The organism is Promicromonospora umidemergens, from assembly GCF_024171995.1.
GTDB classification, from domain to species: Bacteria; Actinomycetota; Actinomycetes; order Actinomycetales; family Cellulomonadaceae; genus Promicromonospora; species Promicromonospora umidemergens.
In genome coordinates, this window is record NZ_JAMTCT010000008.1 from 190404 (window position 1) to 207215 (window position 16812).

General features: G+C 69.2%; 14 protein-coding genes. 8 read left to right on the top strand and 6 right to left on the bottom strand.

What is annotated here, in order from left to right; genetic code table 11:
- Window positions 1–214: 214 nt before the first annotated feature.
- From APR04_RS15260 to APR04_RS15270, 3 genes are read right to left on the bottom strand one after another with little or no spacing between them, the layout of a single operon-like run.
- A complete protein-coding gene (locus tag APR04_RS15260; RefSeq protein ID WP_253871621.1) occupies window positions 215–391 on the bottom strand; it encodes a hypothetical protein in 177 nt (58 codons plus the stop codon).
- Window positions 391–1002, bottom strand: a complete 612-nt coding sequence (locus APR04_RS15265) for a response regulator transcription factor (protein ID WP_253871623.1) — start codon at window positions 1000–1002, stop codon at window positions 391–393. The genes APR04_RS15260 and APR04_RS15265 overlap by 1 nt, the downstream gene beginning before the upstream one ends.
- Window positions 999–2213: a sensor histidine kinase gene (locus tag APR04_RS15270; protein ID WP_253871625.1), complete on the bottom strand. Its 1215-nt coding sequence runs from the start codon at window positions 2211–2213 to the stop codon at window positions 999–1001. Before APR04_RS15270 ends, APR04_RS15265 begins: the two co-directional genes overlap by 4 nt.
- A gap of 186 nt (window positions 2214–2399) precedes the next feature.
- Between APR04_RS15270 and APR04_RS15275 the strand changes: the two genes are divergently transcribed.
- Window positions 2400–3314, top strand: coding sequence for a hypothetical protein (locus tag APR04_RS15275; protein WP_253871626.1), 915 nt, complete (start codon window positions 2400–2402; stop codon window positions 3312–3314).
- A 78-nt stretch (window positions 3315–3392) separates the two neighbouring features.
- Here the strand turns inward: APR04_RS15275 and APR04_RS15280 are convergent, their stop codons facing one another.
- Complete coding sequence (locus APR04_RS15280; RefSeq protein WP_253871627.1) at window positions 3393–4919, bottom strand: RICIN domain-containing protein; 1527 nt, start codon at window positions 4917–4919, stop codon at window positions 3393–3395.
- Between the two features lie 211 nt (window positions 4920–5130).
- On the opposite strand from APR04_RS15280, the gene APR04_RS15285 reads away from it, so the two are divergent.
- Window positions 5131–7887, top strand: coding sequence for a hypothetical protein (locus tag APR04_RS15285; protein ID WP_253871628.1), 2757 nt, complete (start codon window positions 5131–5133; stop codon window positions 7885–7887).
- 111 nt (window positions 7888–7998) lie between these two features.
- On the opposite strand, the gene APR04_RS15290 is transcribed toward APR04_RS15285, so the two are convergent.
- Window positions 7999–8628, bottom strand: coding sequence for a sigma-70 family RNA polymerase sigma factor (locus tag APR04_RS15290; RefSeq protein WP_253871629.1), 630 nt, complete (start codon window positions 8626–8628; stop codon window positions 7999–8001).
- Between the two features lie 461 nt (window positions 8629–9089).
- Here APR04_RS15290 and APR04_RS15295 point away from each other — a divergent pair, with 461 nt between their 5' ends.
- Genes APR04_RS15295 through APR04_RS15320 form a run of 6 tightly spaced genes read left to right on the top strand, consistent with a single transcriptional unit; the run spans window position 9090 to window position 16302 of the window.
- Window positions 9090–10013, top strand: coding sequence for a GNAT family N-acetyltransferase (locus tag APR04_RS15295; RefSeq protein WP_253871630.1), 924 nt, complete (start codon window positions 9090–9092; stop codon window positions 10011–10013).
- The gene (locus tag APR04_RS15300) at window positions 9925–11343 is read left to right on the top strand and encodes an FAD-binding oxidoreductase (RefSeq protein ID WP_301312527.1); all 1419 of its coding nucleotides are present in this window, start codon (window positions 9925–9927) and stop codon (window positions 11341–11343) included. The genes APR04_RS15295 and APR04_RS15300 overlap by 89 nt, the downstream gene beginning before the upstream one ends.
- Window positions 11344–11371: 28 nt before the next feature.
- Window positions 11372–12694 (top strand): NAD(P)/FAD-dependent oxidoreductase, encoded by a 1323-nt coding sequence (locus APR04_RS15305; RefSeq protein WP_253871631.1) that lies wholly within the window; start codon window positions 11372–11374, stop codon window positions 12692–12694.
- A gap of 8 nt (window positions 12695–12702) precedes the next feature.
- Window positions 12703–13905 (top strand): FAD-dependent oxidoreductase, encoded by a 1203-nt coding sequence (locus tag APR04_RS15310; protein WP_253871633.1) that lies wholly within the window; start codon window positions 12703–12705, stop codon window positions 13903–13905.
- A 7-nt stretch (window positions 13906–13912) separates the two neighbouring features.
- Window positions 13913–15229 carry a cation:proton antiporter gene (locus APR04_RS15315; RefSeq protein WP_253871635.1) on the top strand — a complete coding sequence of 439 codons (1317 nt, stop codon included), beginning with the start codon at window positions 13913–13915 and terminating at the stop codon, window positions 15227–15229.
- Between the two features lie 50 nt (window positions 15230–15279).
- The gene (locus APR04_RS15320; protein ID WP_253871637.1) at window positions 15280–16302 is read left to right on the top strand and encodes an iron-sulfur cluster-binding domain-containing protein; all 1023 of its coding nucleotides are present in this window, start codon (window positions 15280–15282) and stop codon (window positions 16300–16302) included.
- A gap of 198 nt (window positions 16303–16500) precedes the next feature.
- Here the strand turns inward: APR04_RS15320 and APR04_RS15325 are convergent.
- The coding region (locus tag APR04_RS15325; protein WP_253871639.1) for an integrase core domain-containing protein at window positions 16501–16812 on the bottom strand (312 nt) is incomplete at its 5' end.

A 16812-nucleotide genomic window follows, 5' to 3' on the forward strand; every position in this document is an offset into this window, starting at 1 on the left:
GGTGCCAGGTCCGGTGAATTCCGTTCGGCTCAGCCCCGCGTAGTCCGGCCAGGCTGAACTGTTCGGCTCAGGCGACAAGTACCAACCGGAGCCGAACGAGATTCACCGGACCTGGCACCCACCGGAACAGCACACCGTGCCGGGCGGCCGTCGCATGTCCGTTCCGCGTCGTTCGGGATGCGTTCTGCGGCGTTCGTCGTGCGCGGCGGTTCGCTCAGGACACGGACGCGGAATCCCGCATCGCGTGCAAGGGCCGGTGCCAGAAGGTCAGCACCGCTCGTTCGCCGGCGAGCCGGAGCATGGCGGGCTTGTCGTAGTACGTGTTGAGCAGGCTCGAGGCGTTCTCCGCCGCGTAGCTGTCGGCGAAGCCGTCGTAGTGGTCGGCCCTCATCAGATCCAGCCCTCTTCCCACGCCCGGTGCGCAGCCGCGTGGCGGGTGGCGACCCCGAGCTTGGCCATCGCGGACGACAGGTAGTTGCGCACGGTCCCCGGTGCGAGGTGCACAGTGGCCGCGATGTCCGAGACGGGGGCGCCCGCGCGGGCCGCGCCCAGCACCTCCAGCTCACGGTCCGACAGCGGGCACTCGTTCTCCGTCAGTGCCGACGCGGCGATCTCCGGGTCCACGTACCGGTGCCCGACGGCGACGTCGCGCACGATCTGTGCCAGCCGCGCCGCCGGCGTCGACTTGGGCACGAACCCGCTGACGCCGGCGGCGAGGGCCCGGCGCAGGACGGCGGGCCGGGCGTGCCTCGTGACGATGATGACGCGGGGCGGCGTGCCGTCGGTCCGGGCCAGGATCTGCGCGGCCGCGTGCAGCCCGTCGGTGGGCGGCATCTCCAGGTCGAGCACCGCGACGTCCGGCCGGTGCTGTCCGGCGAGCCGCACGGCGTCGGTCGTGGTGGCCGCCTGGGCCACGACCCGCAGGTCGTCCTCGAGGTCCAGGAGCGAGCAGAGGGCTCCGCGCAGCAGCTCCTCGTCGTCGGCCAGCAGCAGGCGGATCATCCGGCCACCGTAGCCGTGACCACGAACCGGTCGCCGTCGCCGGTCCACGACAGGTGTCCGCCGACGGCGTCGAGCCGCTCCGCGAGGGATACGAGCCCTGTGCCGTCGCCGGCCCCGGCGGGCCGGCCGCCCGGACGTGCCTCTTCATCTGGCCGGGCCGGACGTGCGCCGTCGTTGTCGATCAGGAGGCGGGCCCCGGTACCGTCGGGCAGCAGGACGATCGCCGCGCGGGTGGCGCGGCTGTGCCGCAGCAGGTTGGTGGTGGCCTCGCGTACCACCAGGCCGAGGAGGCTGCGCGGCGCCTCGGGGAGGGCTGCGGCCAGGCCGGTGTCGACGTCGGCCAGGACCTCGACGCCGGCCGCCGCCAGGACCTTCGACGCGTTGGCGATCTCGGCGTCGAGGGTGGTACGCCGGTAGCCCTGCACCAGGGCGCGGGTCTCGCGCAGGGCGTCCCCGGCGAGGTGCTGCACCTCGCGTATCTGCTCGGCCGCCCGCGCCGGGTCGGCCTCCGCCAGCCGCGCCGCGAGCTCGCTCTTCAGGGCGATCACCTGGAGGTGGTGCCCCTGGATGTCGTGCAGGTCGGCGGCGAACCGGAGGCGCTCGTCGGCCACGGCGAGCTGTCCGGCGAGCCGCCGGGCGTCGTCGAGGCGGGCCGCGACCTGCCAGCCGCGGAGCATGCCGAGCATGGCCGGGCCGAACGCCAGCACCATCAGGGCGGGCATCCACACGGCGTGCCCCACGTCGGGCTCGCCCATGGCCAGCGCCGTGATCAGGCCCACCGTCGGCAGGACGAGCAGCGCGGCGCCCAGCACCGCCCACGCCCGGCGTGCGGGCAGGAACATGACCAGGACCGAGAGCATGGCCGCCGGGGCGATCGACCAGATCCCGAAGTTGCCGAGGGCGAGCGGTACCGCTGCGGCGACCCCCGTGACGCAGGAGGCGGTCACGAGCCAGCCGGTCGACGGCGCCTCGTCCCGGATCCGCCGGCCCAGCAGGACGCCGCACGTCACGATGGTCGCCGCCGTCGACAGGCCCGTGAGGGCACGCAGCCCGGCGGGGACGGCGGGGTCCAGCACCCAGTCGCCGACGGCGAAGCCCAGCACGCACGCGACGGTCCCCGCGAGGCCCCACCAGATGTTGCGGCGGAAGCTCGCGAGGCCGTTGCCGCCATCGCTGCCGCCGTCGTCGGCGACGGTCCGTGCGGTGCTCATGACGTCATCCTGCCAGCGCCGACGCCGGTCCGGGCGGCCTGCCGAGCGCTGATGACATCTGTCATGCGAGCTGGTGACATGTGCTCGCGCCCGGGTGCGGTCCGGCACTACTGACGCTGGTCGCCGTCGGACAGCGTGGAGACCAGAGCGGCGAGGAACGCCGCCCGGACCGAGGGAGACGGAGACATGACGGAGACGACGGCAACGACGGCGACAACTGTCACGACGGCGACGGCGACCGACCCAGTGACCCACTCTGCGATCCACCCTGCGACCCGCACGGCCCCACCCGTGACGCCGGGGCGGAAGGCGCTGCGGTTCCTCGCGCACCTGGCCGAGATGGTCGTCGTGATGGTGCTCGGGATGCTGCTCCTGGCACCGGCGTGGGACTGGGCGGGTTCGGCGATCGGGATCGAGGCCGTGCTGGCCCGGCCCGACGTCGCCGCGGTGGTCATGGTGCTGGACATGGTGGCCGCGATGACCGTGTGGATGCGGGTGCGGCGGCACGGCTGGGCGGCGATCCGGGAGATGAACGCGGCGATGGCGGCGCCGTTCGCGGCGCTGCTGGTGCTGTTCTGGGCCGGTGCCGTCAGCGCGGGCGACCTGATGCTCTGGGGTCACGTGCTGATGGTCCCGGCGATGGCTGGTGCGATGCTCCTGCGGCGGGCCGAGTACACGGAGCACGTCCACGGCTTCGACCTCGCGTGGCTGCGACGTCGGTGGCCCGTGCTGCTCGGGCTGACGCTGCTCGCGGGCACGATCGCGGGCGGCACAGGCGACCTGCCGGCGTGGCTGATCCTGGCGATGGCCCTGGTGTACCCGGTGGTGGGGGTGCTCAGGAGCCGCATCCGGGGACGCTCGATGGTGGTGCTGCAGGCGGCGGGGCTCGCGGTGTTCGCGGGCATCAGCCTGCTGGCCGGTGCCCTCGTGGGGCAGGACACCGGGGCCTACGTGCTCGTGGCCGGGCTCGTGGGGCACGGCGTCTGGGACGTGTTCCACCACCGGGCGGACGCGGTCGTGTGGCGTTGGTACGCGGAGACCTGCGTCGTCTACGACCTGCTGCTGGCCGCGGCGGTGCTGGCGGCGACGCTCACCCCGTGACCCGTGGGAGGCCGGGTCGTGCTCCGGGGCACCGGCGCCCCGGAGCACGACGTCAGGTCGTCACTCAGCGGGGGACGGTCACAGGGTCCAGCGCTGGTTGGCGCCGCCGTTGCACGGGTACTGCTTCAGCCGGGTGCTGTTCGCCGTCGACGAGGCAGGCACGTCGAGGCACTTGCCCGAGTGCCGCGCCACGATCTCGACGTAGCCGCCGCTCACGCCGCGCAGCTGCCACTGCTGGTTGGTGCCGCTGCCGCAGGTGTACTGGATGACCGCCGCGCCGTCGGTCGTCGCGGCGTTGTTGACGTCGAGGCACTTGCCCGAGTGCTGGGCGACGAGCTGGTGGTACCCGTTGCCGAGGTCCTGCAGGGCCCACTGCTGGTTGGTCGCGCCGGAGCAGGTGTACTGGACGATCTCGGCGGCGTCGGCGGTCGACGCGCTCACCACGTCCACGCACTTGGCGGAGCCCTGGTTGACGATGTCGGTGACGGTGGCACCGCCGCCGTTGCCTGCGTCGGGGTCGACGTCGTCGCCCCAGGCCCAGCGGAGCCGGTTCGCGCCGGACTCGTTGCGGATCGTGAGCGAGAGATCGGTGCCGCTGCCGCCCTTGATGTACATCGAGTAGCCGTCGTAGCCGATGTTGCCCGGCTTGCCGCCGATCGCCGGCCAGTACGTGCCGCCCATCCGGTTCTCGCGCATGACGTCGGTGACCGCGCGGATGTGGCGGACGAAGTTCGCGGAGCTGTCGGGATCGCCATAGTCGAGGCCGCTGTTCATGGCGCCGCCGAACTCCGTCATCACCGCGCGCGAGGCGCAGCTGCCCAGGCGGGCGATGACGTGGTCGCGCCAGCCCTCGTAGGTGTTCTCCCCGTAGAAGAAGGCGTAGTGGTGGTACGACAGCAGCGTCCCGTCGAACCGGCTGTCGTTGCAGACGTCCCGCAGGTCGGCGCTGTAGCCGACGCCGCCGACCAGGACGCGGGCGGGCGGGGCCGAGTAGTGGCGGTCGAGCCAGTCGGCGGCGAGGTCGCGCCACTGGGTGGAGCTGTAGCCGTGCGGTTCGTTCATCGGCTCGAAGTACACGAGGTCGTTCGACCCGTACTGGGACGTCACGGTGGACCACATCGTGTTCCACGCGGCGTGGTCGGTGATGCGGCCGCCGGACGCCGCGCCGTCCTCCCAGTAGGCCAGGACCACCTTGAACCCCCGGGCGGTCGCGGCGTCGATCGTGGCGCGGTAGCTGTTCCACCAGGCGGTGCCGACCGTGTGCGTGTTGACCGGCAGGCGCACGGTGTTGACGCCGAGCGTCGCCTCCATGTCGTCGTACACGGCGTCGGCCTTCGCCTGCACTTCTGTGTAGCTGTCGGAGCTGCTGAGGCCGTCGAGGACGAGCGGTCCGGTGCTGAAGTTGTCGCCGAGCACCGCCCAGTTCATGCCGCGGAACTGGCTGGTGGCGGCGGTGGCAGGGGCGGCGGTGGTCAGTGCGGTGATCGGCAGGAGGACCAGGGCGGCCAGCAGGCCGACCACGATTCGGTGGACGGGCCGCCGGGCGGCGGTCTGCCGGGCGGCGGACCGCCCGGCAGGCGGAGCAGTGCGGTGCGGTGCGTTCATGGCGGCTACCTATCTCGTGCGTCGTTGCACGTAGCAGGGCGGTGAACTGAGCGATGCGGACATCGCGATATTAACGTTAACATCGGCGCAATTCCGGCGAAAGGCCCTGGCTGGGTCGGAACGCACGGCCGTGCGGGATTCACGCAGGATCTGACCGGGCCGCGCGTGGCGGCGCGCGTGTCGCCCCTGCCTGGCTCTACTTTTGGGCGCTATGGACAGCGCCCAGCCCAGCATTCTCGAGCTGCGGATCCACGGCATCGCGAACACCCCACCGCACGGCACGCTCGACCTGGCGCGCGGCGAGGTGGTCCGGTCCGACGGCGACGGCCTGGGCAGCTTCTGGACCCCGAGTCCGCACGTCGAGGCGCGGGACAAGGCGCTGCCGCCGGGACACGTCCACGCGATCCGGCCCGACGTACGCCGCGAGGCGTACTCATGGGGCGCGATGGCCCGGGTCGGCGGCCTCCCGTTCGGCGGGCTGCTGGGCGTCGTCGGGCGGCTCGCGGTGCGCCTCCTGTGGGCGGCGATGGTCCCGTTCGGCCTGGCGAACGCCGCGTACTGGGCCCGCCGCATCCCGGCGCCGGAGCCGGCCGCCCACCGTCCGCCGTCGGGCAGCCTGCGGCCAGAGGCGACCGCCGCCCTGACGCGGGTGTTCGCGCTGGGCCTCACCCTCCTGCTCGTGTCGGCGGTGGCGACGGTCTCGCTGTCCGTGATCGGCACGCGCTGCATAGGCCTGGCCACGGCGGGCCCCGACTCCGTGGTCCCCGTCTGCGCGCGCATCCCCGAGATGCTGTACGGCCTCGCGCGGCTGGACGTCGGCGACCGGCTCGCGCTCCTGTCCCTCGCCCCGGTGTTGCTGGTCGCGATCCTGGTGGCGGTGGCGCACAGCGGACAGGTCCGGTTCGAGTCCAAGTTCTCCGTGATGCGCGCCGGGCGCACGGTGGCGCCGTCGGGCCCGCCGCTGCACCGGGCAGGCTTCTGGTCGCAGCGGTCCGGCTCGGGCCTGCTGTGGGCGCACCTGGGCGCCGCTCTCGGCCTGACGGGCCAGTTCCTCACCTGGACCCGCGACGCGGACCCCGGCCTCCCGACGCCGGGTCTGCCCCTGGCCGGGCTGGTCGTGATCGTGAGCGCGTGCGCGTTCGCCGCCCTGCGCACCGACGACGACGGCGTCCAGGCCGTCACGCCCCGCTGGAAGGGCCGCGCGGGGCTCGGGGTGTTCGCGGCCGGCCTGCTCGTCTGGCTGCTGGCCTGCTACGCCTGCCTCGCCGGGCCACCGCCGCAGGACATGCCCGCGCTGATCGGCCTCGACCTCGTGCCGGCGCTGCTCGGCGTGGGCCTGTTCGGCATCGCGGCGACCGGCCTGGCCTGGCGCACCACGCGCAGCACCCGCGCCGTCGCGGCCTGGACGGCCGTGCCCGTCGTCGCCACCGTCTGCGTGGCGGTGGTGCTGGTGACCCAGCCGGACGCCCCGCTGCGGCTCCTCCTCGTCGCGGTGACGGTGCTCGCCGTCCTGAGCCCTGCCGTGGTGGTGCTGGCTGCGATGCTGCTGCGCCGTAGGGCCCACGAGGGCTGGAACGGCGCCGGACCGGGCGTGTTCCTGCTGGTGTCCGCCGCTGCGGCGGCCGTGTACTCGAGCCTGCTGGTGCTCGGGGTGCAGTGGTTCCTGCGCAACGGGGAGAGCATCGCGCCGATCTCTCTCGGAGACGGCCTGGTCGGCGTCGCCCGCAGCGTGCCCGACGCCGAGCTCGTGCGCGTCCCGCCGGTCTACACCGAGTTCGGCACGGCATCCGTGGTGATCGCGCTCGTGTTCGTCGTGCTGCTGGGCGTGGCGCTGGCCGGGCCCTACGTCATGGACGTGGCCCGCTCTCGCGGGCTGTGGATCCCCGCCGCGCCACGCACCTTCGGGCCGCCCTACGGCCCGGCGGTGCCGGCCTGGCGTGCGGTGGCGGACGCCCCCGATCCCGACGGCGGCCCCAACCCCGTGCTGGAGCGGGTGCTGCGCGGCAGGCAGGTCGCCGCGATGTCGCACCGCGCGGAGCTCGCCGTCGGTGCCCTGGCGGCCGCCGCCTACGTCGCAGCGCTGGTCGCGCACATCCCGCTGATCGCCCAGCACAGTGACACCGGCACCCTCCAGGTGCCGCCGTGGCTGTCCGGGCTCGCCGTGCCGGCCCTCGGCGTGCTCGCGGTGACCCTGGTGGCCAGCGCCCTGGCCGGTGGCGCGGGCGGCGGCCCGTCCCGGCCGTGGGGCCTGCTGTGGGACCTGCTGTGCTTCCTGCCGCGCAGCGCCCACCCCTTCGGCCCGCCGAGCTACGCCGAGCGGGTGGTGCCGGAGGTGCGCTCGCGGGTCGACGCCTGGCTCACCGGCGCCGACATCGCCGACGACGCCGAGCGCGAACGCGTGGCTCCCACCCGGCGCGTGGTGCTGTCGGCGCACTCGATGGGCGGTGTGCTGGCTGCTGCGGTGGTCCTGATCCGGGCAGGCAACCCCGTGCCGGACGTCGCCGACGGCCGCCTCGGCCTGCTGACCTACGGTGTGCAGCTGCGGCCGTTCTTCGGCCGGTTCTTCCCGGACCTTCTTGGCCCGACGACGACCGGCACGCCGCCCTGTACCGGTCCCGGCTGGTCGGCGGACCCGTGGGGTGGGCAGGCGAGGGGTGGTCCCGGACCCGGGGCGGCTCCGGCGGCGCCGTTGACGCCGGAGCGCCCCGAGCCCGGCTCGGGGGTACAGGTCACGCTGATGTCACTGCTGACCTGCGGTGCGAAGCCCGCGTGGGTGAACCTGTGGCGGCGCACCGACTTCCTGGGCTTCCCGGTGGCGGGCTACGGGGTGAACGAGGTGGATCGCGGGGCGGAGGAGATGGACCGGTCGGCCTATCTCTTCGCCGTGGCGACCCACTCCGGGTACCAGTCGTCGTGGGCTTACCACGCGGCGCTGGACGAGGTGGTCGATCGGCTGAGGCTGAGGTGAAGCGCAGGGTGAGGGCCGAGGAACGAGGCACTCGCCCGAAGCGGAACCGCAGACTCGGCCGACAACGGTGGAGGCTGACGCCGGCTGGGCCGTCGGGTGCCCAGCCGGCGGTCACGCGGTGAGGGGAGCCGGGCTGACGACGTCGCGCAGCCGGGCCAGTGCCCGCTCGAGGATCTGAGCCACGCGCTCCTTGGTCACGCCGAGGCGGCGGCCGATCTCGTCGAGGGTGCGCGTGGTGCCGTCCAGGAGCCCGAAGCGCATCTCCAGGACCCGGGCCTCCACGGCGTCGAGGTGCCGGAGGGCCTGGCGGACGCGGCGGCGCAGCATCGTCTGCTCGGGGGTGGGGCCGCTCTGGCTCGCCGACTCGGCGTGCTCGGCTGCCGCGACCGCGCGGACGATGGAGCGGCGTACCCAGCGGGTGGCATAGGCGGCGAACGTGCCGTGCGCGGGGTCGTACGAGTCCGCTGCGCGCACCAGGCCGACGTTGCCTTCCTGCACGAGGTCCATGAACGGCAGGCGACCGGAGTAGGCGTTGACGACGGCGGGGACGAGGCGGAGGTGGGCGAGGACAAGACGCTCCTTCGCGTATTGCCCGTCCTTGACTCGCGCTTCGAGCTGTATACGAAAGCTGGGAGAGACTGCTGTGGCATCAAGAGTGCGTGCGGCGTCCGTTCCGGCGACCGCTCGCTCGAGAAGCGACTCGAGCTGTGCGTCGTCCAGCGCCGGTGTGCGCTCGATCATCGATGCGTAGGACTGGGGCAACGCAGGGTGCGGACTGGGTTCCTTGCTGCGTCGTGCACGCGACGACCGGGGATTTCGGGTAGTTCTCATCGCAACTCTCCTCACGAGCGGGACGAACTTTCCTTGCCCGGAGCATATGGAGTCTTGGGGCTCGGGGGAAGCGGAGGGGATTTCGCTGTGAGAGATAACGGCACGATAACGGCGTGCTGCTGCGGTTCGGTCTGCCGCAAGAGGCCGAGACAGGGTGTGTCGGGGGCCGTCGAGGATGGGGCGCAGGCCTGCTCATGTCAACCATGTTCGATCATCTACGAATGTCGAATAATGGCTTGACCTGTGCGAACGTCTCAGGCAGCCTGGGGACCGCTCGATGCGAGAAGGCACTGCTCATGGCGTCTCGATGGCCGCCGTGTTCCGTTGATGGCTTCGTGACGTGAGTCGCGGCCACCCGATGGAGGTCTTTGATGCAAGGCACCAGCGTGCCCTCAGATGTGCGCGCACAACAGGTCACCGGGACCTATTCGATCCATCCGGTAGCAACCGTGAGAGTTGGGTCGGCGTCCGCCACCCGGGAGAGCGTCCAGCTTGCGGACCTACCTCTGTCAGTGGCGGAGTGGGAGGCTGGCCCGACTCGTATCGCGGTGGAGGCCGATCCCTGTGATCACGCCGCGATAGACACACTGATCCGTCATGGATTCGTTCTCGATCCGGTAGCTCGGGCTTTGCGGCCTGAGCCTCCATCTCCCTTGGTCTTCTCCCGGGATGATGCGGTTCCCACAGCGGCGTCGTGGTGGCTGCCCGACATCCCGTCCGGTGGCATTCGGGCTGATGGGCTCGTGCTGACCCACCCCCGACCGGACGACCTGGATGACCTGCTGGCCAGTGAGCTGGACCCGGGCGTTCGGGAGTATTCGATCTTCGAACCGATGAGTCGCGAGGAGCTGGCGCTGGCTCTTGACGCTGCGTACTACCACTGGCGGGTGGGTACCTCGTCGATGCTCATCGCGCGGACGTCGCCGTCGGGTCCCGTCTTGGCGAAGGTTTCGGTTCGCCGGGTCGTACCTCCGGGCGTGCTCGACGTCGGCTACGTGACGGTCCGGGCCCATCGCGGTTGCGGAATTTCGTCCCGCGCGGTCCGGGGATTTACTCGCTGGGCTTTTGAGCGGGCTGGGATCCAGCGGATCGAAATGGGTATCAAGTCGATGAACAGACCATCGGTGGCCGTGGCTGAGCGTGCCGGCTACCACGGTGAGTCCGTTCGGAAGAGCAGGCTCAGCAACCGAGACGGCAGCTACTCGGATGAACTCAGCTACGTCGCGATCAGCCAGAGTTGGGGAGAGGGAGAAAGTGGCGCTTGCACCAACGTCCCACAACCGAATCAACGTTAGTGAGCTCGCGGCAGCAGAGCCTGCCGAGATTTTGCGCCCTTCGTCCGTCGACGACGTGAAGATGATCGTTCGCAGCCATGGTGAGGTGCGTGGCGGGGGCACTCTGCGGGTAGTGAGCAGCGGCTTCAACTGGGGGCTCGGATCCGCCTCCGGTCCGGTTCCCGACCAGACGCTTCTGAATCTGTCGGGGTTGAGCGAGATCCGGACAGTGGACGTCGAGCGCGGCTTCGCGGTCGTGGAAGCCGGTGTCACGCAGCAGCAGCTGTGTGCGGCGCTGGCGGGATCGGGGCGGTTCCTCAACTGCACCGCGTCGTCGCCGTACACCTCGGTCGTGGGCAACATGATGGACCGCGGCGTCGGGCTGCGCAGCCAGCGGACCGAGGACCTGTTCGGACTGGAAGTGGTGACCGCCGCGGGCGAGGTCGGGTCTGTCGGCTGGTGGCCGCCCGCCTCAGGTCTGGCGCCGAACCGGTACGGGCTAGGTCCGTCGTCGGTTCAGCTCTTTCCTCAGTCCACCCTCGGGATCGCGACTGCCGGCGTGGTGCGGCTGCTGCCGACGCCGGAGGTGACGACCGTACTGACGTTCACGGTCCCCGAGTCGGGCTACGACGAGCTGATCGAGACCCTCCGGGGCGTGGTCCGAGATCGGCTGACGGACGCTGTCGTCAAGGTCTATGACTCCGATTCCTCGGATCTGTACGGAGGGCTCCCGACGATCACCGGCCACGTGTGCGTGGACGGAAGCGCCGCGGTCGTGGCAGCCAAGCGGTCCGAGGTGACCAATCGCCTTGCGGCGATCGGCGCCGGGATCCTTTCGGATGCGCAGCTCGCCGAGGACCCGCTGGCCGTCGCGGTCGCGGATCTGTACCGGGGGGACGTGTCGCGGAGCGAGTCGATCGTGCAGGCATCGCTGGGAGCACCCACCCATGAGGCTGACGAGCTCGGGCGCGGCTGGATCTTCGTGTTGCCGTTCGTGCCGTTCACGGTCCGGGATCTGCGGCGGGCCCGCGCCGTGGTGCAGAGCATCCCCGCTGAGCACGGCGTCCAGGTGGGTACGACGGTCAACGTGCTCGGGTACGACGTGGTCGACCTGGTGATCGCGATCCGCTTCGACCGTACGTCCGCCGATGCGACGGGTTCGGCTCACCAAGCCCTTGAGCTGTTGTACCGCGATCTCACGACGGCGGGCTATCCGCCGTACCGGCTGGACACGTCCCACCGCCGCTCGGATGTCCTGCCAGACCCGGACCTCAACGCCGTCATCGCCGCCCACCTCAAGGAAGTCCTTGACCCGGCAGGGCTGCTCGGCCCGTCCCGCTACTTGGCCTGACTGACTACTCAACGACCAGGAGCAGAAAATGACTCAGAACCACTCGGACTACGACCTCGTCGTCATCGGGGCCGGCCCTGCCGGCTCCACCGCGGCGCGCCAGGCAGCCCAGCTGGGCCTGCGCGTCCTGATCGTGGAGAAGGACCCGTTTCCTCGCTTTCACATCGGTGAGTCCCTGCTTCCGTACATGAGCGGCCTGCTGAACCAGCTCGGGCTGCTGGAGCGGATGCGGCAGCAGGGCCATCCGGTGAAGTCCGGAGCCGAGTTCACCAACACCGAGGGCCAGTTTCACCGGGTGTGTTTCACTGACCAGGGCCCGGGCCGGTTCCACACGACTTTTCAGGTGGAGCGGTCCCGTTTCGACCAGGTTCTGCTGGACTCCGCGGTCGAGGCAGGAGCCACGGTGACGTTGCAGGCGGAAGTCACCGACATCGACCTGAGCGACGACGACGCGCCGCATCGGATCCGGTACACCGAGGCCGACGGTGAGCCCGTCGAGGTGCAGGCCTCGGTGCTGATCGATGCCAGCGGCCGCGCGGGGGTCATCTCTGGCAAGCTGGGCCTGCGCAAGCCGGTGCAGCGGTTGAAGATGGTCGCTGTCTACCGCCATTACGCGGGTGTGCGGGAGGAGACCAATCCTGGCTGGTCCGGTGACGTCCAGATCGGGAACCACGCGGAGGGATGGGTGTGGGCCATCCCGAACTCCGCTGGGACGCTCAGCGTCGGTGCGGTCATGCGCAAGCCGACGATGCGTGCAGCTGCCGACCGTGAGGAGCTCCTGTCGGACCATATCTCTCGCATACCGCGCATCGTGGAGCGGCTCGGCACGGCAAAGCCGCAGGGCCCCGCACGCCAGGAGTCCGACTTCTGCTACTACGCCGACCAGGTAGTCGGTAACCGGTGGTTCATGGTGGGCGACGCCGCCGCGTTCGTCGACCCGGTTTTTTCCGGCGGCGTCTACCTGGCGATGACCACGGGAATGCAGGCCAGCATCGAGGCGGCGGCAGTTCTCGACGGCCGTAGCACGATCGAGGACAGCACCGCCCGGTTCACGAGTCTCTACAAGACCGGGTACGACACCTACTTCAGGCTCGTGCAGGGGTTCTACGACTACGAGTTCGACATGGGCAGGTTCAAGTCCGAGCTGCCAGACACGGTGGACGACAAGTCTGTGTCGCTGCTGCTGGGCGGTGACTTCTGGGGACAAGCCAACGCGTTCGCCACTGAGCTGCGATCAGAGCGGCGCTGGGATCTGTTCGAGCCGTTCGAGGTCCACTACGGTTGCCCCGCCTACCCGGAGCTCGAACTGGCGGAACGCACTGCTGCCGCCGAGCCGATGGGTGCGAGGTGACCGCCGGCGTGTCCTCGGCACGCGAGATGGACACGGTCGACGTGGCGATAGTCGGGGGCGGAGTCCCGTCGCTCGTGCTGGCTACCCAGCTCGCTCGTCAGACGCCGGATCTGCGTGTCGTGGTGATCGAGCGATCCGATGCGTCGGCCAGGAACCCGCAGGGCGTGCTGGTCCACCCGGCGACGCATGTCGTCCTTGAGCGCTGCGGCATGCGGCTGCCGGAGGACGCCATGTCGGGAAGGGTCGAATGGCTGGAAGAGTACCGGCACGGCCGGCGTGTCGGCCGGTTCGACGTGCGGCACCGTGCCGTGGACCGGGATGCCGTGTACACGCCGTACAACATCGGGCTGGCCACTCTGGCAGACGCGGCGCTACCCGTGTTCGACGAGCTCGTCAACGGACACATCCGGTACGGCACGACTGTCGCTGACGCCGAGCGACACGCGGGCATGTGGACGCTGATGACGGTGGGTGCCGACGGCGCCCGGCGTCGGATGCGTGCGTCGCTTCTCGTCGCCGCGGAGGGGCGAGACTCCCCGCTGCGGTCGACCAGCGGCATCGGGGTCGTGCGCCATCTTTTCCCGGGGCACGTCGATGTTCTCGCGGTGTCCACTCGGCGGCCCGGACCTCCTGCGATAAGCATGGTGGTCGGTGACCGCGCGGCAACGACCGTCGTCGACAACGGGGTGGGCCCGAACACCCTGCTTTTCGACATGCAACCCGACGGGCGCGAGCCCAACCCCGCAGAGGTCAGGCTGCGGCCGCAGGTGATCGATCGAGTGCGCGCTGCAGGGCTCGAGGTCGCTCAGGACACGACTCCTCTGTTCTCCACCAGTCTCCGGTCCAGCACCGTGCGGTGCGACTGCTGGTACCGCGACGGACTGCTGCTGCTCGGTGACGCGGCGCACGCCATGCACAACCTCGGCGGCCAGGGTTTCAACATCGCCGTGCAGAACGCTGCGGCGCTGGCCCCTGCCATCAGCAACTTGCTGCGTACTGGATCGCCGACGGAGATCAGGGAGTTCGAGGAATATCGGATTCCCTATGTCACGGCGTTGCAAGACAACCAGGATCAGTTCTTCGATGCGCTTGCTGAGGGGCGGGTGAGCGACGAGAGCTGGCTGCGTCCGTTGCACGAGGCTCTCACGCTCGGGCAGTCGGGGCTCAGTCGGTACATCGAACCAGTCGGGGGCCTGATCAAAAATGCATGACTCGAATATGCAAACACTGCTGGCGGTCACTGCCGCTCTGTTCATCATCATCGTCGCGGCCCAGGTATGTGGCAGGGTCGCGACCCGAGTCGGGCAACCCGCGGTGGTCGGAGAAATGGTTTCCGGCATCCTTCTTGGCCCCACCGTCCTCGGCGCTCTAGCGCCAGGTTTCAGCGGTTACGTCTTCTCAGAGAGCACGAAGCCAACGCTGTACGTGATCGCCATGGTGGGCCTGAGCCTCTACATGTTCCTCGTGGGCTTGGAGCACGAGCATCATCCGAGCTCACGCAAGGATGCGGTCCTGCCGATCGTGCTGGCGGTCGCGGGCCTGGTGTTTCCACTGCTGGCTGGTGGCGCCGCTGCTCTCTATCTGGAGGGCGACTTCCGGCCGGAGGGTGTGGACCTGCCACTGTTCGTGCTCTTTGTCGGTGGAGCGCTGTCGGTTACCGCGTTCCCGATGCTGGCCAGGGTCTTGCAGGAACGGCGCATGATGCAGACCGACTTCGGGGGCGTGGCCACCCGTGCGGCGGCCGTCGACGATGCCATGGCGTGGTGCATCCTCGCTGTGGTAGGCGCCCTCGCCGTCCACGGAAACTGGCTAGGTTCGTGGAGAACGATCGTGCCAGCCGCAGTTTTCGCGGTGGCTGCCTTCGTTCTGCTGCCGAGGATCTTCCGGAAGCCGATGCAACGTGCGGTGCATGCGGGGCAGATCGACGACCGCTTGCTCGTGACGCTGCTCGCCCTTGTGCTCGCGGCAGGGTGGTTCACCGACTACATCGGTATCTACTCCGTGTTCGGCGGGTTCATCTGCGGGATGGCGCTGCCAAAGGTGCGCGGGTTCTCCGAGCTGCTCAATGGCAGAGTGATGCAGGTTGTCCGGTGTTTGTTCCTACCCACTTTCTTCGCGTTCTCCGGGCTGAATACCGATCTGACCAGCGCGTTCAACGCGGACTATCTGCTGGCCTTTGCTGTCGTGTTCGTCGCGGCGTTCGCGTCGAAGGCCATTGCGTCTCTGTCCGTGCTGCGGGCTTTTCGCTGGAGCTGGGGTGAGTCGATCGCCATGGGCGGGCTGATGAACGCTCGTGGCCTCATGATCCTCATTTTCATCAACATCGGCCTGGCGCTCGGTGTGATCGAGACGCAGCTCTTCTCGATCCTCGTTCTCATCGCCGTACTGACGACAGCCCTGGCCGTGCCCGCCTACCGGGTGCATTTCACTGCTGATCGCGAACAAGCGGCACGTGAAAGCTGGGCAGTACGGCGGTTCCCGGACGACTACCGAGGGGACCTTCTCAATCCACCGGAGATGGCGGCGAAGAAATAGTCGCAGCGTTGTTCAGCACCGCACGGGTATCGGCGAGCAGAGGTGACGACATGAGTCGGCAAGACGAAGCACTGATCACCGTACGCATCACAGATATTGTGGATGAGAGCCGCCACGTCCGGACATTCACGCTCGAACCTGCCGAAGCTGGCCGAGGCATTGTTTACGACGCCGGGCAGTTTCTGACCCTCCGCCTGCCGGTCGCGGGCGCCGAGCCGATCATGCGCACCTACTCCATCTCCACCTGCCCGATCTCGGACCGCAAGCTCGCCTTCACCGTGAAACGCGCCGCGGGTGGGGTCGGGTCGAACTGGCTCTATGAGCTGGCCGAAGTCGGTATGGTCCTGCAGACCCATCCGCCGGCGGGCAGGTTCACCCTGGACCCCTCGGACCTGACGGTTCACCTGTACGCCGCCGGGGTGGGAATCACACCCATCATCGCCTTGTGCAAGTACGCGCTGACAAGCACCTCGCGACGGGTCAAGCTGCACTACTCGAGCCGCACGCGTGACGAGGCCACATTTATCGGCGAGATCGCTCGACTCCGGGAAAGGTACGCGGACCGGTTCGACCCCGACGTCCGCCTCACGAACGAAGCCGGTCGCGTCGAAGCAGAGGAGATCCAGCGCGCGACCGGCCGTGACGTGGAGGCCATCTCGTACGTGTGCGGACCGGCCGACTACACCAGGATGGTGGTCGATTCCCTGGTGGCGGCAGGACGCTCCCGGGACGCCATCCGAACCGAGTCGTTCGGTCCGGGGCCACGACCAGACTCCGAAGCCATGCCGGAGCTCGACTCCCCGTCGGTGGCAGTCGTTCACCTGAATGGGGAGCAGACCAGGGTGCGCTGGCCGGCTGACATGCCATTGATCGAGGCTCTGGACGCCGCGGGTATCGCCGCCCCGAGCTCCTGCCGGCAGGGCGAATGTCTGACCTGCGAATGCAAGGTCCAGTCTGGCAACACGGTCATGCTCAAGAACAATGTGCTTGATGACGAGGATATCGACGCCGGCTACGCACTCGCATGCCAGCTGCTGCCGGGCGATCCTGAGATCGTCATCGCCTTCTTGTGACTACTGGCATCGGAAAGGTCGGTCATGAATTCCCCGATGGTGAATGACGTGCGCACCGAGCGCTCGAAGAGTTCGTTGCAGGAATCTCGCTGGTGGTGGACGGTAGACGTGCCTGTCGACACCGTTCCCCAGCTTCCATCGTTGCCGCCGGAACTTTGAGGGGCCCTAAGAATTTCGGACAGTTGATTCCGATGATTCTTACGCCGCGATATTCGCCGTATGCCAGGCTTCTTCGACTTCGTTCGGTGTACGGTAACCGAGCGTGGAGTGGAGCCTTCTGGTGTTGTAGCGTAGTTCGATGTAGCGGGTAATGTCAAAACACGCGTGATCGCGAGTTGGATACTCAGTGCGGTAAACACGCTCGTTCTTCAAGGTGCCGTTGAACGACTCGGCCCACGCATTGTCGTAGCAGATCCCGGTGCGTCCCACGGACCGGGTGATGCCGAGCTTCTGAGCATGTCTGGCGTATTCGTCAGACGTGTATTGCGTGCCTCGGTCGGTATGCATCAG